General features: G+C 53.3%; 19 protein-coding genes. 8 read left to right on the top strand and 11 right to left on the bottom strand.

From position 1 onward, the window contains the following. Positions 1-162: 162 nt before the first annotated feature. Positions 163-1554: an MBOAT family O-acyltransferase gene (locus tag ACFO9Q_RS12715; RefSeq protein WP_379182471.1), complete on the top strand. Its 1392-nt coding sequence runs from the start codon at positions 163-165 to the stop codon at positions 1552-1554. A gap of 32 nt (positions 1555-1586) precedes the next feature. Next, positions 1587-2735 carry a DHHW family protein gene (locus ACFO9Q_RS12710; protein ID WP_379182469.1) on the top strand — a complete coding sequence of 383 codons (1149 nt, stop codon included), beginning with the start codon at positions 1587-1589 and terminating at the stop codon, positions 2733-2735. Positions 2736-2920: 185 nt separating this feature from the next. On the opposite strand, the gene fabF is transcribed toward ACFO9Q_RS12710, so the two are convergent. The 4 genes from fabF to ACFO9Q_RS12690 are packed head-to-tail and all read right to left on the bottom strand — an operon-like array spanning position 2921 to position 6526. Continuing rightward, the gene (gene fabF, locus ACFO9Q_RS12705; RefSeq protein WP_379182467.1) at positions 2921-4153 is read right to left on the bottom strand and encodes a beta-ketoacyl-ACP synthase II; all 1233 of its coding nucleotides are present in this window, start codon (positions 4151-4153) and stop codon (positions 2921-2923) included. After that, the gene (locus ACFO9Q_RS12700; protein WP_379182465.1) at positions 4146-4619 is read right to left on the bottom strand and encodes an SRPBCC family protein; all 474 of its coding nucleotides are present in this window, start codon (positions 4617-4619) and stop codon (positions 4146-4148) included. The genes fabF and ACFO9Q_RS12700 overlap by 8 nt, the downstream gene beginning before the upstream one ends. Positions 4620-4623: 4 nt before the next feature. After that, positions 4624-5829 carry an NAD(P)/FAD-dependent oxidoreductase gene (locus ACFO9Q_RS12695; RefSeq protein WP_379182463.1) on the bottom strand — a complete coding sequence of 402 codons (1206 nt, stop codon included), beginning with the start codon at positions 5827-5829 and terminating at the stop codon, positions 4624-4626. Then, positions 5816-6526 (bottom strand): methyltransferase domain-containing protein, encoded by a 711-nt coding sequence (locus tag ACFO9Q_RS12690; protein ID WP_379182461.1) that lies wholly within the window; start codon positions 6524-6526, stop codon positions 5816-5818. Before ACFO9Q_RS12690 ends, ACFO9Q_RS12695 begins: the two co-directional genes overlap by 14 nt. 171 nt (positions 6527-6697) lie before the next feature. Here ACFO9Q_RS12690 and ACFO9Q_RS12685 point away from each other — a divergent pair, with 171 nt between their 5' ends. After that, positions 6698-8614 carry a glycosyl hydrolase family 18 protein gene (locus tag ACFO9Q_RS12685; RefSeq protein ID WP_379182459.1) on the top strand — a complete coding sequence of 639 codons (1917 nt, stop codon included), beginning with the start codon at positions 6698-6700 and terminating at the stop codon, positions 8612-8614. Positions 8615-8690: 76 nt separating this feature from the next. On the opposite strand, the gene ACFO9Q_RS12680 is transcribed toward ACFO9Q_RS12685, so the two are convergent. The 4 genes from ACFO9Q_RS12680 to araA form a co-directional block, all read right to left on the bottom strand. Continuing rightward, positions 8691-9203: a VOC family protein gene (locus ACFO9Q_RS12680; RefSeq protein WP_379182457.1), complete on the bottom strand. Its 513-nt coding sequence runs from the start codon at positions 9201-9203 to the stop codon at positions 8691-8693. 68 nt (positions 9204-9271) lie between these two features. Continuing rightward, positions 9272-10165, bottom strand: coding sequence for an AraC family transcriptional regulator (locus ACFO9Q_RS12675; protein WP_379182455.1), 894 nt, complete (start codon positions 10163-10165; stop codon positions 9272-9274). A 212-nt stretch (positions 10166-10377) separates the two neighbouring features. Beyond that, the gene (locus tag ACFO9Q_RS12670) at positions 10378-10800 is read right to left on the bottom strand and encodes a VOC family protein (RefSeq protein WP_379182453.1); all 423 of its coding nucleotides are present in this window, start codon (positions 10798-10800) and stop codon (positions 10378-10380) included. Positions 10801-10932: 132 nt separating this feature from the next. Further along, entirely contained in the window at positions 10933-12423 is a 1491-nt protein-coding gene (araA, locus tag ACFO9Q_RS12665) for an L-arabinose isomerase (protein WP_379182451.1), read from the bottom strand. A 321-nt stretch (positions 12424-12744) separates the two neighbouring features. On the opposite strand from araA, the gene ACFO9Q_RS12660 reads away from it, so the two are divergent. Next, positions 12745-13086 carry a helix-turn-helix domain-containing protein gene (locus tag ACFO9Q_RS12660; protein WP_379182449.1) on the top strand — a complete coding sequence of 114 codons (342 nt, stop codon included), beginning with the start codon at positions 12745-12747 and terminating at the stop codon, positions 13084-13086. Here the strand turns inward: ACFO9Q_RS12660 and ACFO9Q_RS12655 are convergent. Further along, a complete protein-coding gene (locus ACFO9Q_RS12655; protein ID WP_379182447.1) occupies positions 13083-13727 on the bottom strand; it encodes a phosphatase PAP2 family protein in 645 nt (214 codons plus the stop codon). The genes ACFO9Q_RS12660 and ACFO9Q_RS12655 overlap by 4 nt on opposite strands. A gap of 108 nt (positions 13728-13835) precedes the next feature. Here ACFO9Q_RS12655 and ACFO9Q_RS12650 point away from each other — a divergent pair, with 108 nt between their 5' ends. The 3 genes from ACFO9Q_RS12650 to ACFO9Q_RS12640 are packed head-to-tail and all read left to right on the top strand — an operon-like array spanning position 13836 to position 16788. Next, positions 13836-14705 (top strand): class I SAM-dependent methyltransferase, encoded by an 870-nt coding sequence (locus ACFO9Q_RS12650; RefSeq protein WP_379182445.1) that lies wholly within the window; start codon positions 13836-13838, stop codon positions 14703-14705. Next, positions 14702-15457, top strand: coding sequence for an RluA family pseudouridine synthase (locus ACFO9Q_RS12645; protein WP_379182443.1), 756 nt, complete (start codon positions 14702-14704; stop codon positions 15455-15457). The genes ACFO9Q_RS12650 and ACFO9Q_RS12645 overlap by 4 nt, the downstream gene beginning before the upstream one ends. Beyond that, a complete protein-coding gene (locus ACFO9Q_RS12640; RefSeq protein WP_379182441.1) occupies positions 15454-16788 on the top strand; it encodes a CapA family protein in 1335 nt (444 codons plus the stop codon). Before ACFO9Q_RS12645 ends, ACFO9Q_RS12640 begins: the two co-directional genes overlap by 4 nt. 4 nt (positions 16789-16792) lie before the next feature. Here the strand turns inward: ACFO9Q_RS12640 and ACFO9Q_RS12635 are convergent, their stop codons facing one another. After that, positions 16793-17200: a MarR family winged helix-turn-helix transcriptional regulator gene (locus ACFO9Q_RS12635; RefSeq protein WP_379182439.1), complete on the bottom strand. Its 408-nt coding sequence runs from the start codon at positions 17198-17200 to the stop codon at positions 16793-16795. A 195-nt stretch (positions 17201-17395) separates the two neighbouring features. Between ACFO9Q_RS12635 and ACFO9Q_RS12630 the strand changes: the two genes are divergently transcribed. Further along, on the top strand, positions 17396-17566 hold the full coding sequence (locus tag ACFO9Q_RS12630) for a hypothetical protein (RefSeq protein WP_379182437.1): 171 nt from the start codon (positions 17396-17398) through the stop codon (positions 17564-17566). On the opposite strand, the gene gyrA is transcribed toward ACFO9Q_RS12630, so the two are convergent. Then, positions 17557-20010 carry a DNA gyrase subunit A gene (gene gyrA / locus ACFO9Q_RS12625; RefSeq protein WP_379182759.1) on the bottom strand — a complete coding sequence of 818 codons (2454 nt, stop codon included), beginning with the start codon at positions 20008-20010 and terminating at the stop codon, positions 17557-17559. The two genes, ACFO9Q_RS12630 and gyrA, sit on opposite strands and share 10 nt — an antisense overlap. Between the last annotated feature and the right edge of the window lie 7 nt (positions 20011-20017).

The raw sequence follows: 20017 nt of genomic DNA, 5'->3' as shown, positions 1-20017 counted from the left end.
GTGCGTTATACAACTACTTCACTTCAGGAGAGGTCACCACATGAAAAAAAACAACTCCGCACATCATTACGAAGCTATTGTGGGACTGCCCGCAATGATGGAGCTTCAGCCGGAGAGCTTGAGACAAGCTGGAACGCCTGCTTCGTCAAGTCTTAACTAGCGATGGTATTCAGCAGCCTGTTCTTCCTATTCCTGTTCCTGCCTACCGTCCTGCTGCTGTACTACAGCTCCCCTTGGCGGCTGAAAAACCTGATTTTATTTGCAGCAAGCTTGTTCTTCTATGCATGGGGCGAACCGGTCTATATCGCCATCATGCTGTTGTCGACCGTAACCGACTACAGCTTCGGCCTACTGCTGGATCGCCCTTCGGACAGCCAAGCACGCAGGAAATTCATCGTGGTACTGTCGGTTATTGTGAACTTGGGGTTATTGTCTTTTTTCAAATATGGGGACTTCCTCATTACGAATGTGAACAGCCTGCTTGGTACCGATATTCCGCCAACTGAACTGCCGCTGCCGATCGGAATCTCGTTCTACACGTTCCAGTCCATGTCTTATATTATTGATGTCTATAGAGGGAAGGTGAAGGCACAGCGCAGCTGGCTTGACTTCGGTACGTTCGTCGCCCTCTTCCCTCAGCTCGTAGCCGGCCCTATCGTGCAATATTCAACAATTGCGGAGCAGCTGCGCCACCGGACGGTGGATATGCCCATGTTCGCGGAAGGTGTAAGAAGATTCACGATCGGCCTTGCGAAGAAAGTGATCCTGGCGAACAATATTGGTCTGCTGTGGGATGGAATCTCGAGCACAAGTGCCGATACGTTGCCTATATTGACCGCTTGGCTTGGCATCATCGCCTTCGCCTTCCAGATCTACTTCGACTTCAGCGGCTACTCTGACATGGCGATTGGACTTGGTCTCATGTTCGGCTTCCGCTTCAGTGAGAACTTCAATAAGCCATACGCGGCACGAAGCATTACAGACTTCTGGCGGCGCTGGCATATCTCACTCAGCAGCTGGTTCCGCGATTATGTCTATATTCCGCTTGGCGGCAATCGGCGAGGTGCTTGGATTCAGCTGCGCAACATTATGGTCGTCTGGCTGCTCACCGGATTCTGGCATGGCGCGAGCTGGAACTTCCTGCTGTGGGGGCTGTACTTCGGAGTTATTCTCGTGTTCGAGAAGTGGGCGGGGCTGAGGCTGCTAAGCAAGCTGCCGAGCTGGGTGGGTCATATATATGCCATCCTGCTTATTCTAATCGGGTGGGTGCTCTTCGCCTTCGACGAGCTGCCGGCTGTGGGCCGTTATCTCGCTGCAATGATGGGAATGAACGGACAAGCTTGGGTGGATTCTGGTACAGGGTATTTACTCTATACGAATGCGATTCTTCTTGCTGTGCTTGTTGTCGCTTCCTTGCCTCTTAAGTATTACTTCGTGGTGAGGCTTCGGTTCGCCGCTTATAGCAGACCAGCCTGGCATGCAGTGCTTCTGCTGCTATCCATCGCTTATTTGGTAGATGCGAGCTTCAATCCTTTTCTATACTTCAGATTCTAAGAACACTAACCACATGATAGGAGCCTGCACGCATGTCCAGAACAACAGATCGGCTATACGTATTCGGCTTCCTTGGTCTACTTGGGGGCTTATCGCTTCTCTTCCTTCTGCTGCCCAAGCTGAGCTTCTCAGAGCTGGAGAATCGCAGCTTAGAGCGTAGTCCCGAGCTTACGTGGGACAATCTATGGTCTAAGGCGTTCGCCGAGCAATCGGAGAACTTCGTGACCGACCACTTCCCCTTCCGGGACAGCTGGGTATCGCTCAAGTCGATGACAGAGCAGCTTAGGCTGCAGCAGGAGAACAACGGAATCTACAAGGGGCAAGACGGCATGCTGCTTGAGAAGTTCGGTCAGCCGGACTATCTGCTGCTTAAGCAATATGCGGAGGCAATTGGGTCGTTTGTTAAGGGTCATGGTAAGGCTAAGATGACCTTCCTCTTGGCTCCCAATTCGATAGGCCTGTATCCCGAACGACTGCCCTTGCTTGCTTCTGCGTATCCGCAGAACGAGGTGATTCGTTACGTCCAGCAGCAGGTAGCCGGAAGCCTAACATTCTTGAATGGCTATGAGCTGCTGAAGCCCTATTTGAAGGAAGACCGACCGCTCTATTATCGGACCGACCATCATTGGACGACCTATGGGGCATACTTGGCCTATGCGGCATATGCTCGCCAGATGGGCTGGCAGCCGAAGCCGGAATCAGACTTTGAAGTGGAGACGGTGACAAGGTCATTCCTTGGCAGCTACCATACACGCAGCCAATTCAGCGGTCTCACACCGGATACGATCGAGATTTATCAACCGAAGGAGCCGGTCAGCAGCGAGCTGTACATTGCGGATACCGATAAGACGCGGAATAGCTTGTATGATTCCAGTTATCTGACGAAGAAGGATAAGTATGGATATTTTCAAGGGGGCGTGCACGCTCTTATGACGTTTAAGTTGAAGCTGAAGCCTGAGCATGTGGATCGGCAGAAGCTGCTCGTCATTAAGGACTCGTACGCTCACAGCATGCTCCCCTTCCTGTCGCTTCACGTACCGGAGCTTCACGTCATCGACATCCGTTATTACAACGGGAACATTGGGGTCTACTTGATGGAGAATGAAATCGAGGATGTGCTGCTGCTGTTCAATACGTCCACGTTCGTAACGAATCAGGAAGTGTTGAAGCTGGGGAGATGAGACAATGCAGAGCTCGAGCATGTGCTTGGCTAGACTCATCGTTGAGGCTCACCCTAGCGGCCGCGACCGCTCTAGTGCTGAATTTCAGCACTGCAGCTCAACCTGCACGGTCCGTGGCTCCTCAGCTCCACTTAAAAAATCCCCCAACAGGTACTGCTCGATCTGCTGGGGGAACTCTCCCTTACCTAATACCTCCGAATGACAATCGCAGCATTTACGCCGCCGAACCCATAAGAGTTGGAGACGGCTGCTTCCACTCGCACCTCGCGAGCTTGGCCCGCCACGAGGTCAATCTGAGCTTCAGGATCCACTTCCTTCAGATTCGTCGTAGGCGGAATCCATTCATGATGCATCGCGAGCGAGGTGATGGCCGCCTCAATAGCACCTGAAGCGCCTAGCGGATGGCCGTACAGTCCCTTCGTCCCGCTAACCGCTACAGGCCGGTCGCCGAACACTTGACGTATAACCTTGGACTCCGTCACGTCATTCAAGGTTGTCGACGAGCCGTGCGCATTAATGTAGCTGACCTCGTCCGGTGACATGTCGGCGCTGCTAAGCGCCAGCCTCACGGCTCTCGCCGCTTGCGTTCCGCATGGCAGCGGAGCACTCATGTGGTAGGCGTCATTCGTAAGTCCGAAGCCGACCAGCTCAGCATAGATGCGCGCGCCGCGTGCACGGGCATGGGACTCTTCCTCGATGACGAGGATGGAGGCCCCTTCCCCCATGACGAAGCCGTCCCGGCTGCGGTCGAACGGCCGGCTCGCGCTCTCGGGCATCTCGTTGCGGGTAGACATGGCGCGAAGCATATCGAACGCGCCGAAGGAGAGCGGCGACAGCGGAGCCTCCGCTCCGCCTGCGAGCATCACGTCAGCTTCGCCGCGCTTGATCGCCTGCATAGCGCGTCCGATGGCCACGGCTCCCGATGCGCAGGACATCGCATTCGTCTCGTTCGGCCCGGTGAAGCCGAACTCCATCGCGAGGTTGCAGGAGGACGCCCCCCCGAAGACAGAGAAGCCCAGTGTCGGCGATACGCTTCGATAACCGCCGCTATAGAACTGACCGCACTGCTCCTCCGCATAGGAGATGCCGCCAAGCGCACTGCCCATGAAGATGCCGGCCCGCTCCCGCTCCGGATCCTCCGCTCTGATGCCCGCATCCCTCAGCGCCAATGTGCCTGCAGCGACTGCGAATTGCGAATAGCGGTCCATGCGGTGTGCACGTCTTTTGTCCATATAATCCAAGGGGTTGAAGTCAGCTACTTGTGCTGCAATTCGGCTCCTGAGCCCCTCTGGTACGAATCGGTCGATCGGCCGCACGGCGCTCTCTCCGCGCACGACCCCCTCCCACATCTGTCCTGCTCCAACCCCAATCGGGGTGACACAACCAATTCCGGTAATTACCGCTCTACGCTCAGCCATACTGAACCACCTCTGCTCTCTTGTCTGCTGCCCTCTTAAGTCCGGCTAACGTCCGGTCCGCGATGTGATGGACGAATACATTCCCGATGAGATCTGCCGCCGCTCTCACCCCGATAGCCGGTCGATTCCACTTATGCACGATCGTCACAATAATCTCATCTCCAAGATTCGTCAGATTCCATTCCACATCCATCCCCTTGGTCACCCCGCGAATATGACGGTATCGGACAACCGACTCTGCGGCGTCGATCTCCATCTCACTCATCCACCATACCGGCCACTTCAGCCCCCTGCCAAAAGGTCTCACCGCCGCCATCTCCACAATGCCGCCCTTCGCGCTGTCCCCTTCAAGAAACTTCACTGAGCGGTAGTGGGGAAGCAGCTCCGGCCAACGGTCGACCTCACTCGCCAAGCGAAAAGCTTCCTCCTGCTTCGTATGAAATACCGCTTCGTTCCATGTATACATGCCATCACCTTATCCTTGTTGGAATCTGCTTGCTCATCCAGTCTGAACGAGCTTCGCCCGGTGTTCTGCAATCCCCAATGTAACCAGCCAAGGCTGCTGCTGCTCGAGGCGTACGAACCAGCGTGCTCATCACAGCCTGCCATACCGGGGGGTGCTCGATCCCCCAGCTAATAAGCCGCTGCAGAAGGGCTGGTCCGGCGAACTCCTGCCTGCACCTTCTCTCATAATGGAGGAGCGGACTGCTGGAGTTCTGTTCCAACGCATCGACAAGCGCTTCAGCTCCAAGCTCAGCCCCTCTTAATGCCCGGTAGATGCCCTGACCGGTGAGCGGGTCATAGTAGCCGGCAGCGTCTCCGATAAGCAGCAATCCATCTCTGACTAACGAAGTGGTCGGCCTGTCGAATGGCCCGCTTGCCAGCACATCACCTTCCAGCACAGCATCCCTCAGCCTGCTCGCGAGACCTGGCCAACGCTCGCTAGCCGCACGTATGGCCGCTTCCTTATCCCGCGCAGCTAGGCCCGCCGCTGCCGGCTGGACGACCATCGTCAGATTCGAAGCGCCACCACCGACGGGGGCCATTCCAAGGACGAGGTCAGGAGCCAGGAACAGCTCGACAGCCTGTCCGATGGCCGGCAGTCCTTCTACGCGGGCACTGAACGCCGCCTTCCGTCTCCTGCCAGCCTTCCTGAGTCCCGAGGTGCGTGCGATATTGGACCTCAGACCATCGGCCCCGACGATGAATGGAGCTTCGTACTTGAAGGCCTTCTCGCTTGCAGTCATCCGTCCATGAACACCTTGGATCCTGCCGTGCTCCATGAAGACCCCTTCAGCAAGCATTCCCTGCTGGAGTTCAGCCCCCGCACTTAACGCTTCCTCAAGCAGCCATTGATCCAGCAGCTCTCGCTTGCAGCCAACGCCATACATCCCACTAGGGTACGAGGCCTCTACTTCTTGGCTGCCTGATACCATTCTCCACCCGCACAGCAGGCTGTAGTGCTCCAGCGGCAGCAGCGGGGAGCGAGCCAAGGACAAGCCAAGCCGGTTCAGCGCTGCAACCGCTCCCGGGTTCAATGCTTCCCCGCAAGGCTTGCGCCGGGGGAAGGTCGCTGCATCGAGAATACGTACTCGAACGCCTTGTCTGGCAAGCAGCCAGGCCAGCGTGCTTCCGGCGGGTCCTGCTCCTGCGATGATGACATCAGGCACGAGCACGGTGAACTAGGGCCAGCCTGTAGGGAAAGTGCCGGTGAACCTTCACCTCGCCGCCCACCTCCTTAGCAAGCAAGCGTGCTTCGGCAGCGGTGAATGAACGAAGGACAGACATTGGTCCGTCATGCTTCGTTACAGGGCTTCTCCATACGAACCTAGCGAGCAGCTGAGCGGCACGGTAGGCAAGCGGATGACGCTCCAGATCCGTGACGACCCAGCCTGATCGTGCGACGCGGTTAATCTCGGCGAGCATGAGAACGGCCTCCTCATCGGTCATATGATGCAGAGCAAGATTGCTGAAGACGATGTCGAAGCTGTCCTCCCCATAGGGCAAGCAAGTCCCATCCGCCTGTACGATGCTGACCCCCTCTACTCCCTTCGTCCTCCGGGAAGCAAGCTCTACGATTCGAGGATGCAGATCTGCACCGACAATCTCAACCTTGATACGGCGGGCATGGCACCATTTGTGAACAGCCAGGGGGATATCGGCAAGCCCAGTCGCTACATCAAGCATCCGAATACGGGAAGTCCGGCCGCTATGATGAAGCTCGAGCAGCATGCGGCGCAGATGAGTGAACAGCGCAGGATTACCGCCCAAGTAGCGATTCACGTTCCACACCTCGCCTAAGCTTCTCTCGAGCTCGGCAGGCTCCACCGCCTCCTCTTCATCCAGCCACTCCTTGGCCATCAGTCGCTCCATCTGGTTCTTCCTCCTCATGTGTTCAGCAGTGTCTTCTCTAACGATTTCTTATATTGTTATTGTTTTCCTTATTTTTTATCCACATTCGTGAGAAAAGTCTCATCTGCCGCAACTTCCCACACTACTCTGCGTCTCTTATACTAGATTCATAGAGGAGAGTGATAGGAAAGTATGAAATGGAAGATGACCGCTGGACTAGCCTTCCTGCTTGCCGTGCAGAGCTTATTCAGCTCCCTTGCCTTCTCGGCAGCGGCTGTATCTCAGACGACAAACTACCGAGTCTATCAGAATGACCAGGCGCTGAAGGAATTCGCCACTCAGCAGCAAGCGGTCGCCTATGCGAAGTACTTCACGTACACGCATGTAGAGAAGATTGCCGGGCGAGCTTGGGTATGGGACAACTTCCCGAAGTTCAAGCTGTATCAATACGGCAAGTCCAGCACTAGTCTGGAATTCCGTACGTATGAAGAAGCGCTCGCCAAGGCGAAGACGCTGAAGAATGTACATATTCGTAATCTGGAGCAGCCAGGATGGGTGTATCAGTCCTATGCCAAGTTCCAGCTGTATCAAGGGGACAGCACGTCCTCGAAGTGGGGGTTCCTTACCTTAGCGGAGGCTAAGCGAGAGGCGGCCAAGTGGGGCAATGCTCATATTATCGATCTGACCACGAATAAGTGGGTCTGGGTTAATGTAACGGCTGCTGCTGAAGCGAAGCTTCGTGCTGGTTCGAAGGTCTACCAGATCACCGTGGACGGAGAGGCTGCTCCGAACTCGAAGACCTATGGATACTTGGCGGACGCCATTGCAGCATCTGCCATGGTTGGTGGAAGCGAAGTGACGAATACGGCAACGGGCAAGATCGTTCATTCCAATGTTCCGTCCTATACCATGCTGCAGAGCGGGAAGCTTGTGAAGTCCTTCATCTCACTTGACGCCGCGCTGCAGTTCGCGAAGTATTATTCGAACGCAGAGGTCATTCGTGATGGACTCGTCATGTGGACCAACATCCCTTATCTGACCGCTTACCAAGGGGACAAGAAGGTGAAGTCCTTCCACACGATTGGCGGAGCTATCGCCTTCGCTAAGTACTACTCGAATGTGTATATCCGTACACCGGATAATCGCTCGCTGTGGAATAATGCGAAGAAGCTCACTTATCTCGGATGGAATGGAACGTCCAGCACAACAACTGTGCTCGCGCACATTGCGAACACACAAGGCCTTAACATCGATTCACCGACGTGGTTCGAGCTTGGCGCTGCCGACGGAACGCTCATCGATCAGTCAGATGAGGAGCTGGCCGCTCTGATGAAGGAGAAGGGGATCGGGCTTATGCCGCTGGTACACAACAAGTTCGATCGGAAGATGACGACGGCTTTCCTAGCGAACGCTAAGGCTCAACAGAACTTTATTGCAGCTATCGTTGGCAGAGTGGCTTCTCTAGGCGCTATGGGGATTAACCTGGACTTCGAGGAAGTTGCCGGCGCGGATCGAGCGAAGTATACAGCATTCGTAACGGCTCTTGCTAAGGCCTCTCATGCGAAGGGCCTGAAGCTGACGATTGACCTGCCGCGGGGCAGCCTTAGCTGGAACCATCAGACGGCCTATGATCACGCTGCCCTTGCTGGAGTAGTAGATACCATTATGATAATGGCGTATGATCAATATTGGAGCGGCAGCACCTCCCCTGGACCGGTCGCTGGACTCAGCTGGACAGAGGAAGGTGTGAAGCAATTCCTGTCCTACGGCATACCGAGGAGCAAGCTCATGCTAGGCATCCCGTTCTATGTCCGTGAGTGGAAGCTTGACGGGGCAGGGAAGCTGGTTGGCAACCGCGCCATCTACATGAAGGAAGTACCGAAGCTCATTACGGATAAAGGCGCATCCGGCGTATATGACTCTGTACACGGTCAGTACAAGTATACCTATACCGAGAATGGCTTCACTTATCTCTTCTGGGCTGAGACTCCCGAGACGGTCAAGGCAAGGATCAATATCGCGAAGCAATACGACCTCGCAGGCGTCGCTGCATGGCGTCTCGGCTATGAGAACGGCGATCTGTGGACCATGATGCTTCGTATGAAATAAGAGAGCTCTATTCAGCTAGACAGACGAACCCCCAGCACCGCTCATCTCGAGTTAGCCGGGGGTTCGTTTTTTTTCCTCACTCTATTCCTTCATAAGCCTCAATCAGCTTGCGTATATCCATCTTGGTCATCTGCAGCATCGCTCTTGCCACTCGATTAGCCTTGTCCGTGTCATCGTCCCGCAGAAGCTCGAACAGCGTCGTCGGAACGACCTGCCACGATACACCGAACTTATCCTTCAGCCAGCCGCACACTTGCGCCTTCTCATCTCCGCCTTCGGACAGCTTCTCCCAGTAATAGTCGATCTCCTCTTGCGAATCGCAAGTAACTACTAGGGAGAACGCTTCGCTCAGCGTGAATTGCGGACCGCCATTCAGTACAGTGAATTCTTGACCATCCAGTTGGAAGGTGATGGTCATGACACTGCCTTCTGCTATTCCTTCAATCGGATGCCGCTCCTTCCCATAACGGGTCACTTGAACGATAGATGAATTTGGGAAAATCTCCGTATAGAAGTTAGCTGCTTCCTCCGCCTCTGAATGGAACCATAGAAATGGGGTAATTTTCTGCCTTTGCACCTTACCCGCCAACACGAACTCCTCCTCCAACCTGCTTTTTTACAAGCCCCATTTCAATTTAACACAATCAGGTTGGAAAATCATTCCTGAATTCCATCCTGCTGAATCTTCCTAACTGGAATCCAGATCTCGCTCTTATAGGTTGGTGAAGTCGTATCCTTGCTCTCATTCCATAACATTTCCGGCCCCTCAACCAGCTCGTACGATGAGGATGGGAACCATTCCGAATAGATTCTCCCCCATATATTCTGCAAGGTAGAGGGGAACGGTCCAACCGCTTCGAATACGGCCCATGTCAAGGCAGCAACTTCGAGCTGGTCGAAGTGCTCCGGGCAAGCCTCCGTGGTCGCAGCACCGATATAATGATCCAGGTGCCCCTTCTCCTCCATCCGTCCCTCCGAGAAGTTTGTAGAAGCACTAATTATACCGGAAGGATTGATGTTTGACAGGCTTTTAAGGTGAGTGATCGTCTCTACATCAAGACTCTGCCACATCGCGGCAATATCAGGATTCACCCCATGGAATACGATAGGCACTCTCTTCATTCGACCAACAATTCGAAAAGCTTCCTTCTCCTCAATCCTATAATTCATTTCTGTTCCTCCTCTGACTGTTAGTTGAAACGATACCCGGGGCTGCGACTTAAGCGATTGCCCCATACTGCGCGACTCCGACGGCGTCACCCCATGATAGGCCTGAAAAGCCTTCGTGAAGGCGTCAGGAGACTGATAGCCATAAGCTAAGGCGATGTCTATGATTCTGGCCTTGCTGCTCTGCAGCTCGAATGCCGCTAGAGTAAGGCGTCTGCGTCGTATATATTCCGACAGGCTCATCCCGGCAAGAAAAGAAAACATACGCTTATAATGATAATCTGAGCACAGGGCCAGCTTGGCGGCTTCCTTGTAATCAATCTCCTGCATGAGGTTATCCTCAATATAAGCGAGTGCTCTGTTCATCGACTCCAGTACATTCATTCCTGTCCTCCTCTCCTTGACAATTACAGTGTAATCTATGTGTAGTGGTTGTGCCCGATATTGGCTGCACCACTTTGGAAGGGTCCATATTTTCTGGTCCAGCAGCGAGCTTGGCTGCCGAACTTTTGTCCTCTATACTGTACAACAATAATAAATGACAACAAAAAAACCCGGGAGCGCTGAACGCCTCCGGGTTATTCAATTCTATAGCCTTACCACTCGCCTATGCCAAGATTGAACTGCCAATTGATCCCGAACTTATCGGTTAGACTTCCGTAATAGCTGCTCCAGAACGTCTCCTGCAGCTCCATCTGAACCGTGCCGCCCTCCTTCAGCTTATGGAAGGCCGACTGAATCTCTTCCTTGCTGTCGCACACAAGTGACAGGCTAATGTTATTGCCTACCGTGAAGGGCATGCCGGGGAACACGTCGGAGAACATCACATTGCTTCCGCTAATGCTGAGGCGTGAATGCATCACCATGTTCTTCGCTTCCTCGGGCAATGGATAGTCTGGGTGCTGCGGCGTCTCGCCGAACGTCATAATCTTAGGAGCAGGCAGACTGAATACCTCCGCGTAGTACTCCACCGCATCTCTGCAATTACCAGCAAAGTTCAAATAAACATCAACAGACATTTTCCAATCACTCCTTGTTAGAATAGGCTGGCTTGTCCATCAGTTGGACGATTATCCTAGCCTATTATAACACGCTAACTTATCATAACAGCTTAAGGAATGGTCAAGCCAACAATCTTGCACGAGCGCATGTTAGCGCAGACGATAGCTGAGGTCGTTCCAGCGCAGCTCGTTCCTGAAGCCGCGTATTGTCGTATCCTTGTCGATGACAACCGCTTCGATGCCGACCATAGCCGCCCAATCCAGCAGCTGATCGGTTGTGACCACATAAGAGAATACGGTATGATGCGCTCCGCCTGCATAGATCCAAGCTTCCGCAGAATCACGCAGCGAAGGCTCTGGCTTCCATAGGACACGCGCTACAGGAAGCTTAGGCATCGCATGCTGCGGCTTCACAGCATCAACTTGGTTGATGATGAGTCGGAACCGGTTGCCTAGATCGATTAACGATGCATTCACAGCCTTGCCAGCGCGGCCGTCGAAGACCATCCGTGCAGGATCGGCCTTGCCTCCAATACCAAGCGGATGTACTTCGATACGCGGCTTGTGATCAGCAATGGTCGGACAGATCTCCAGCATATGCGCACCAAGTATAAGCTCATTGCCCGGCTCAAGATGGTATGTGTAATCTTCCATGAAGCTGGTGCCCTCATTACCTGCAATAAGCTTCATCAGACGTGTCAACGCAGCCGTCTTCCAATCCCCTTCGCCTCCGAAGCCGTATCCTTGCTCCATCAGCCGCTGCACAGCTAGTCCAGGCAGCTGATTCATCCCGTGCAGATCCTCGAACGTCGTCGTGAAGGCCGAGAAGCCTCCCTCCTGCAGGAATGCCTTAAGTCCAAGCTCAATACGCGCTTGCTCCGTAATGGATCCCCATGCCGCGCTGCTCCCCCTCAATTCGGAAGCAATCTCATAACGGTCCTGATACTCTTCCAGCAGCTGCTTCAGTTCAGACTCCGTCACATCATTCATCCGCTGAACGAGATCTCCGATTCCATACCCGTTAATGGACCAGCCAAGCTTAATCTGAGCCTCAACCTTATCTCCTTCCGTAACAGACACCTGACGCATATTGTCACCGAAGCGAGCAACCTTAAGATGGCGCCCTTCATTGTAAGCGACAGCCGAGCTCATCCAGCTGGCCATACGGCCGCGAGTCACGTTATCCTCCCAGTGACCGGTAACGACCTTGCGTTCAAGCCCCAGCCTGCTGAAAATATGTCCGAACTCCCGGTCGCCATGCGCCGATTGATTCAAATTCATAAAGTCCATATCGATCGAATCCCAAGGGATATCTCGATTGAACTGGCTGTGCAGATGAAGGAGCGGCTTCCGCAGCTCGGAGAGGCCGTGGATCCACATTTTCGCAGGAGAGAAGGTGTGCATCCACGTTACAATACCCGCACATTCCTCATCTGCCTTCGCCTCGAGGCATAACCGGTAGATATCCTCCGGAGTAGTAGCCACCGGCTTGAACAGGAACTTATAAGCAAATCGAGTATCCTCATTCAGAGCTTGAACGATTGTACGGGAATGCTGAGCTACCTCTTCAATGGCCTCAGCGCCATATAGATGTTGACTGCCGGTTACGAACCAGAATACGTAAGACTTCAAGGGTAACATAATGATTATTCCTCCCAGATTCATGAATGGATCATGCAAGATGATTAACGAATGAAGATTAACTTGTACGAACAGGATTGCTGATCAATCCCTTAGAATTCGTTAACTTGTACATACAAGTTGAACTAACCTTATATTACTTCGTCAGAAATAGTCCCGTCAACCTATTTCATTATTGCGGAAAGCGCCTATTCTGCTACAAAATTGTTATATTTACTTGACAGTGATACAATTTGTATCATAAATTAAATACTAGTAGTAGTGGTTCACAAAAATCGTATGTACTAGCTATGGTTAGTATGACGTTGGGAGTAATGGGCTATGACGATGGGAGAACGATTGAAAGAGCTGCGTCTCAGTAGAAATTTGTCGCAAGAGGAAGTCGCGCGAACCGTCGGCATTACAAGATCGGCCTACAGTCATTATGAGATTAATAATAGACAGCCGGTGTATGAGACGGTGATTAAGCTGGCGGGATTTTTTGAAGTCTCGCTTGACTATATTATCGGCGGAGGGGACAGCTTAAGGCCTCTGGGTGAAGTGACCGCAGAGACCCGTGAAGTGATACGTCTGTTAGATGATATGGATCAGGAGAAGCGCAAGGAATCACTAGATCGATTAATAGGCATGATTAAGGCAGCAGAATACGGCGAGACCTCTTAAGACGGCCCTCGCCTCTTCCGAAGCTTGCTTAGCGGAGCCGCTGCAAGGGCAGCACCGACCACAACACCGCCTGCCGCATATCCTGCTATGATATCCGTTGCATAATGAACGCTGAAGTAGAGGCGGCTCAGTCCCATAGCTGCTATGATTATGGCAGCCATCACTCTAACCGTCCACTTGGCGGTCCGACTGAGCCCAAGACCTTCTACGATCCAGATTGCGCATAAGCCGTATAGCACCATAGCAAGCATGGCATTCCCGCTTGGGAAGCTGGCTCCACTTACGCTTATCCCCCAAGCTCCATCTGGTCTTGGCCGATCGACGATTAGCTTGATTCCTGAATTCAGAGCATAGGCAATCGCCATACTAATTGGAATAGGCCACACGTACCTTGGACCGGTCAACCAGCCGATCACAAGGCTGAGCAAGATCGTAACTGCGATAAGGGCTGCTGAAGAACCAAGCATGGTAAGCGGTTCCCACCATGCAGTCGCCCCCTCTCCCCTCATCTCCTCTGCCTTCGCTGCTACATATTGATCCAGTGCCGTTCCTCCCTCATCCGGAAGCATGAACAAGATAGCAAGGAATACGATTCCACTTGCAATAGCCGTTCCATACCCGATATTCTTCTGAATGCTCACTCTCTAATCTCCCCTTCAGCCGGTGCTCATTGATTCAGCTACCCCGCTTCGCTATAATAATAGGACTTCATTATATTACACAACCCACATAGAGGAAGGATTATTATAATGTACATAGCTGACCAATGGATAGACTACGAGCTGCTTGACACCGGCGGCGGAGAAAAGCTGGAACGATGGGGCAGCTATATCCTTAGGCGTCCAGATCCGCAAATTATATGGCCATTGACCAAAGAAACAGCCAAGTGGAAGCAAGCGGACGGCCACTACCACCGCAGCTCCTCTGGCGGAGGCCAGTGGCAATTCAACTCCGAGCTGCCTGAACGCTGGACGATTAACTATGGGAAGCTAGCCTTCCATATTAAGCCGACGAACTTCAAGCATACCGGATTATTCCCTGAGCAAGCGGTCAATTGGAGCTGGATGATGGACAAGATTCGTTCCGCAGGAAGACCGATTCGCGTACTCAATCTGTTCGCATACTCTGGCGGCGCTACAGTGGCTGCTGCAGCTGCCGGTGCAGAAGTATGCCACGTTGACGCGGCGAAGGGGATGGTCCAATGGGCGAAGGAGAACGTACAGCTGTCGGGACTGTCGGACAAGCCGGTAAGGTTCATCACCGATGATGTGTTCAAGTTCGTTCAGCGCGAACAACGTCGAGGGAAGCAGTATGATGCCATCATTATGGATCCTCCTTCCTATGGCCGAGGACCTAATGGGGAGACTTGGAAGCTGGAGGACAACCTCTATCCGTTCCTGGAGACTTGCCGGACGATTCTATCTGATCAGCCTCTGTTCATATTGGTCAATTCCTATACGACTGGAATCTCTCATTCCGTCCTGCACAATCTGCTTCACTTGACGATGAAGAGCAAGTATGGCGGGTCCATCCATTGCGGAGAGATCGGGTTGCCCATCAGCGCTTCGGGACTCAACCTCCCTTGCGGCATATTAGGGCGCTGGGAGTCAGAGGAATGAGCTACAGCAAGGAAGCGAAGCCTTCAATTCCGGTCTTGTACGAGGATAATCATCTGCTCGTCGTCGTCAAGCCGCCAGGCATTCCTTCACAGGAAGACGAGACGGGCGATCCAGATATGCTTACTCTGCTCAAGGAAGATCTGAAGCTTCGCCACAACAAGCCCGGGAATGTATTCCTCGGGCTTGTTCATCGGTTAGACCGGCCAGTCGGCGGCGCGATGATGTTCGCCAAGACGTCGAAGGCCGCCTCCAGACTGTCAGAGTCCGTTCGCAGCCGCCGCTTCGACAAGAGCTATATAGCCGTCGTACACGGCACACCCAAGGCACGGGAAGGACGTCTGAAGCATTACTTGTCCAAGGATGCTAAGCGCAATGTGGTCACCGTCTATGACTCCCCGGCTGCGGATGCCAAGGAAGCGATTCTTGACTATCGCGTCATTGCCCATCACGCCGGCTTCACATTGGTTGCCGTGAAGCTTCATACCGGCCGCTCTCATCAGATTCGAGCGCAGATGGCGAAGATCGGCTGCCCTCTCGTAGCGGACTTGAAGTACGGGGCACCGAAGTCAGCTGGTATCACGGATATTGCGTTGTGGTCCACCTTGGTCGGTGCCGCACATCCAACCACGAAGGAATGGGTACAGTTCCACTCAGCGCCAAGCGGTTCGCCCCCTTGGGCTTGGTGGGAGTCTCATCATCTCGAGTCTGCCTGGCAGCTGTTCCAAGGTGAGTCAGAGGGCGGTCTGATATGAAGAAGCGAGTGCATCGAACCAGACGAAGGCTCAACTTCATCCTGTTGCTGCTCGGGCTGGCCGGCCTGGCCGTCATCGTTGCCGGACAAGGAAGTGCTCCTCAGTGGCTTCAGCGATTCAGCTCCCCTTCAGAACAAGCAGGTGAAGGACCGCGCCACGTTCCGAACGGAGCCTTGAACACCGGAGAGACGATGCCCACGTCCCCTCTAGCGAGCTCTACACCTGAAGCTAGTCCGTCACCTTCCCCGACCCCTGCACCCCAGTACGCGGAAGCAGACTGGATTGCAGTAGGAGACTTGATGATGCATTCCCCGCAGGTGCCCGGCGCCTATGACGCGAAGAAGAAGCGATACGTATTCGATTCCTTCTTCTCCGAGGTCAAGTCTATCTTAAGCTCCGGGGATTGGGTGCTCGCGAATCTGGAGACCCCTATCGCGGGCAACGATCGCGGCTTCAAGGGGTATCCCCTCTTCAATGCACCGATCGAGCTTGCGGATGCGATGAAGCAGGCTGGCTTCACGATCGTGACGACAGCGAATAACCACGCCCTGGATCAAGGAGTGAGCGGTGCTCTGAACACGCTGAAGACGCTTAAGCAGCATCAGTTCACGGTTACAGGCACTGCGGCCTCTGCCGCAGATGCAGCAGAGCTCGTACTGGTAGAGAAGAATGGAATTGTAATGGGCATGCTTGCCTACACGTATGGAACGAACGGAATTCCTATTCCTAAGGACAAGCCTTATATCGTCAACCTTATAGACGAGAACAAGATTATACAGGACATCAGGAAGCTCCGCGGGGCAGGAGCAGACTTCGTAACGGTCGCCTTGCACTTCGGCAAGGAATATGAGACCGCGCCGAATGAGGAGCAGAAGCGGCTCGCCAGGAAGCTCGCCGCTGCGGGGGCTGATATTATTGCAGGCTCTCACCCGCATGTCATTCAGCCATATGAGGTCGTTGATATGGTGGATGAACAAGGCCGGTCACGCCAAGCGCTCATTATCTATTCAATGGGCAACTTCATCTCTAACCAACGAGGTCTAACGAAGGAATACGGGGTGATCTACAAGGTGAAGGTACGGAAGCAGCTGCACGACGGCACGATCCAGTTAACCGCTATTGAGCCTATTCCTACCTATACCCATCGTTACAAGCCGGACGCCTATTATCGGTATCGCGTCCTTCCGCTGCCAGATATACTGAAGGCATCCGAACCGGACCCTCTCTTGTCCAAGTCAGAGTACCCTGCACTTGAAGCTATGCTAAGCAAGCTTACGACCCGTATCCAATCCATGTCATCAGGAGCAACCGCACCTGCTTCAGCGCCTTAAGCGATTAAGCATGGTTGGCAACCTTCCCTAGTAAGTAGACTAACAGCTGTTGATTATGTGAGGATATCCGGTCCAGCGCTTCTCCAATCATCTGAGAGCGAATCTCCAGACCGCGCTGGGCCTCTGATATTCCCTTCTCTGAGACCGAGATCCATACAATACGGCGATCCTGATCATCTCTTGTACGTACAATTAGTTCATTGCGCTCCATTCGATCGAGCAGGGTGGTAATGGCTGCAGGGGTGGTAGACAAGTACTGCAGCAGGTCAGACGGCTTCATCTGCTCATGCTGCAGCATGAGCTCCAGTACATTAAGCTGTCCCTCTGTTAGAGGCGCAAGCGCATCCTCCAGATTCACCTTCCACTCTCTAGTCAGCTTCGTCCATATTCGAGTAAATTCTTCGGACACCATGTCGCACCAACTTTCTGCCTCTATATGATCCTGTTCCTAATTATACCATCCGATAATGTCGAATAAAAGGTTAACCCAATTAATAATTACAGTCATTAATCGCTACAATCCTGAACATTATGACAGCTTTAGACATACACTGAGCTATAGGCGCTAGCCCGGTACGCTGGTTATGTCTGAAGGAGGGTGTGGAGGATGAACATAGAGTATAAAACGGCAATCCTTCAAAAAGTAAAAGCAATGGGAATGATAAAAGACCCACAATGGCTGGACCGCTTGGATGAGCCGGTGCCCTTGTGGGTCATGCTTGAAATGATGGTTCAGCTCATGGAGCGGCTGGATCCCCCTAATAAGCCTTATGATTGAGCAGGTGCATTAGGGCGGGTAAGTATCGTTGCGATAGAATCATTCTTCTCTACAGGAAGGATGGCTCGGCCAATGGACTTGCGCTCTTCAATCGGAGCCTTGTCCGTCAGCGCTTCGAGCTTAGAGCCCGCTGCGGTAATGGCAATTACCTCCTGTTCCTCTCTGCAATACAGTGCAGCTACCAGATAGGTGCCATTGGACCTCACTCGCTTGCCTTCCTTAATCTCGAACGTCTGCATACCCTTGCCGCCGCGCCCTTGCAGGGCATAATCGAGAAGCAGCGTCCGCTTCGCGTACCCAAGCTCGGATACAACGAGTATCTCCCCCTCGTCTCCTTCGACGAGTAGTGAAGCGATCAGCTCATCATCTTCCTTCAACTGAATGCCTCGCACACCTGCCGCTACACGGCCCATCGGGTTAATGTCACCCTCGTGGAACCGAATGCTCAAGCCTTGCTTCGTAACGAGCAGCAGGTCACCCTGCCCTCTGGATACCATGACTCGGATAACTTCATCACCGTCTGCTACCTTAATGGCAGCAATCGCGGTTGAACGCGTCGTCATATAATCCTTAAGCTCGGTACGCTTCACTTGCCCTCGCTTCGTTGCGAACAATAGGGAGACGCCCTGCTCGCTGAAGTCCTTGACCGGAATGATGCTGACAATGCTGTCATCCTTCGGAATCGGCACTACATTGACGACCGCTGTCCCTGTATCCTTCCACTTGAACTCAGGTATCTGATGAACAGGGAGCATGTAATAGTGCCCCTTGCGGGTGAACAGCAGCAGATTCTCAATCGTGTTCACTTCGAACAAGCTCTGGATGATATCGCCTTCCTTCACTCCGGCGTTCTGTAGCTCTCCGCCCGAGCGTGTGTAGGAGAGCATGCTTGTCCGCTTAATATAGCCGTCATGGCTAAGCGTCACGAGCACATCCTCTGCCGTTACCATAACCTCCAGATTGACCTTAAGCTCTTCAACCTCGCTCTGAATAGAGGATCTGCGATCGATGCCGAACTTCTCTCGAATCTCAAGCAGCTCTTCCTTAATGACACCAATCAGCTTCTTATCGCTGTCAAGAATCGACTTCAGATAAGCGATCCGCTTCATCGCTTCCTTCAGTTCCTTCTCCAGTGACGTAATCTCAAGGTTAGTCAACCGGTACAGCTGCAACGTCAGAATCGCATCCGCTTGACGCTCCGTGAAGCCGAACTTCGCTACGAGATTCGCTTGCGCATCCGCGCGATTCTTCGAAGCCTTAATGGCTGCGATGACTTCGTCGAGGATATTAAGCGCCTTAACAAGGCCCTCTACGACATGGGCGCGGTCCTCAGCCTTCTCCAGATCATACCGGGTCCGGTGAGTCACTACTTCCTTCTGATGGGCGATATAGGCTGTCAAGATCGCTTTGAGCCCCAGCTGCTGCGGCGTTTTGTTCACGATGGCTACCATGTTGGAGTTATACGTCACTTGAAGATCGGTCTTCTTCAGCAGGTAAGCAAGTATACCGCTCGCATCGGCGTCCTTCTTCAGCTCTACGACGATTCGCAGACCGTTCCGTCCGCTCTCATCACGGACCTCTGCGATGCCCTCGACTTTTTTCTCCAGACGGATATTCTCCATCGCGGTAACGAGTCGAGACTTCACGACTTGATAGGGAATCTCGGTAATGACGATCTGCTGGCGCCCGCCACGCATGTCCTCGATTGCGGTCTTGGAACGGATATAGATTCGGCCCTTGCCGGTTGTGTACGCATCCTGAATGCCTTCGCCGCCCATAATTAAGCCGCCGGTCGGGAAGTCCGGACCCTTCACGATCATCATGAGCTCCTCTAGTGAGATATCCGGATTCAGCATCGTCTCTATGCAAGCATCAATGACCTCGCGCAGATTATGCGGCGGAATCTCGGTCGCGAAGCCAGAGGAGATGCCGCTGACCCCATTCACGAGCAGATTAGGATATCTGGAAGGAAGGACGACCGGCTCCTTCGTTGAATTGTCGAAGTTATCCTTGAACAGTACCGTCCGCTTATCGATATCCCGCAATAATTCCATAGCAATCGGTGATAACCGAGCCTCGGTGTAACGCATGGCTGCAGCAGGATCATCATCGATGGAGCCCCAGTTGCCATGCCCGTCCACGAGCATATGTCCCATCTTCCAAGGCTGCGCCATCCGCACCATCCCTTCATAGATCGAAGAGTCCCCGTGGGGATGGTAATTGCCCATCACATCGCCGACCGTCTTGGCCGACTTCCGATACATCTTGTCCGGCGTATTGCCTGCGTCGAACATGGCGTACAGGATACGCCGCTGTACCGGCTTAAGGCCATCTCTTACATCCGGAATCGCCCGGTCCTGAATAATATACTTGGAATAGCGTCCGAATCGGTCGCCGACGACCTCTTCCAAAAACGCCGGCAGGAATTGTTCCAGCATACTTATGTCCGCT

This window comes from Paenibacillus sp. GCM10023252 (assembly GCF_042653305.1).
Taxonomy (GTDB): Bacteria; Bacillota; Bacilli; order Paenibacillales; family Paenibacillaceae; genus Pristimantibacillus.
Note: the sequence above shows the minus strand (reverse complement) of the source record. Positions and strands in the feature narration are given on the sequence as shown.

Bases quoted from the DNA above. Each gene is read 5' to 3' on its own strand.
- ACFO9Q_RS12650 (WP_379182445.1), top strand. From the start codon at position 13,836: ATGTACATAGCTGACCAATGGATAGACTACGAGCTGCTTGACACCGGC.
- ACFO9Q_RS12640 (WP_379182441.1), top strand. From the start codon at position 15,454: ATGAAGAAGCGAGTGCATCGAACCAGACGAAGGCTCAACTTCATCCTG.
- ACFO9Q_RS12685 (WP_379182459.1), top strand. From the start codon at position 6,698: ATGAAATGGAAGATGACCGCTGGACTAGCCTTCCTGCTTGCCGTGCAG.
- araA (WP_379182451.1), bottom strand. From the start codon at position 12,423: ATGTTACCCTTGAAGTCTTACGTATTCTGGTTCGTAACCGGCAGTCAA.
- ACFO9Q_RS12670 (WP_379182453.1), bottom strand. From the start codon at position 10,800: ATGTCTGTTGATGTTTATTTGAACTTTGCTGGTAATTGCAGAGATGCG.
- ACFO9Q_RS12715 (WP_379182471.1), top strand. From the start codon at position 163: ATGGTATTCAGCAGCCTGTTCTTCCTATTCCTGTTCCTGCCTACCGTC.
- ACFO9Q_RS12645 (WP_379182443.1), top strand. From the start codon at position 14,702: ATGAGCTACAGCAAGGAAGCGAAGCCTTCAATTCCGGTCTTGTACGAG.
- ACFO9Q_RS12690 (WP_379182461.1), bottom strand. From the start codon at position 6,526: ATGGAGCGACTGATGGCCAAGGAGTGGCTGGATGAAGAGGAGGCGGTG.
- ACFO9Q_RS12630 (WP_379182437.1), top strand. From the start codon at position 17,396: ATGAACATAGAGTATAAAACGGCAATCCTTCAAAAAGTAAAAGCAATG.
- ACFO9Q_RS12660 (WP_379182449.1), top strand. From the start codon at position 12,745: ATGACGATGGGAGAACGATTGAAAGAGCTGCGTCTCAGTAGAAATTTG.
- ACFO9Q_RS12675 (WP_379182455.1), bottom strand. From the start codon at position 10,165: ATGAATGTACTGGAGTCGATGAACAGAGCACTCGCTTATATTGAGGAT.
- ACFO9Q_RS12700 (WP_379182465.1), bottom strand. From the start codon at position 4,619: ATGTATACATGGAACGAAGCGGTATTTCATACGAAGCAGGAGGAAGCT.
- ACFO9Q_RS12635 (WP_379182439.1), bottom strand. From the start codon at position 17,200: ATGGTGTCCGAAGAATTTACTCGAATATGGACGAAGCTGACTAGAGAG.
- ACFO9Q_RS12710 (WP_379182469.1), top strand. From the start codon at position 1,587: ATGTCCAGAACAACAGATCGGCTATACGTATTCGGCTTCCTTGGTCTA.
- fabF (WP_379182467.1), bottom strand. From the start codon at position 4,153: ATGGCTGAGCGTAGAGCGGTAATTACCGGAATTGGTTGTGTCACCCCG.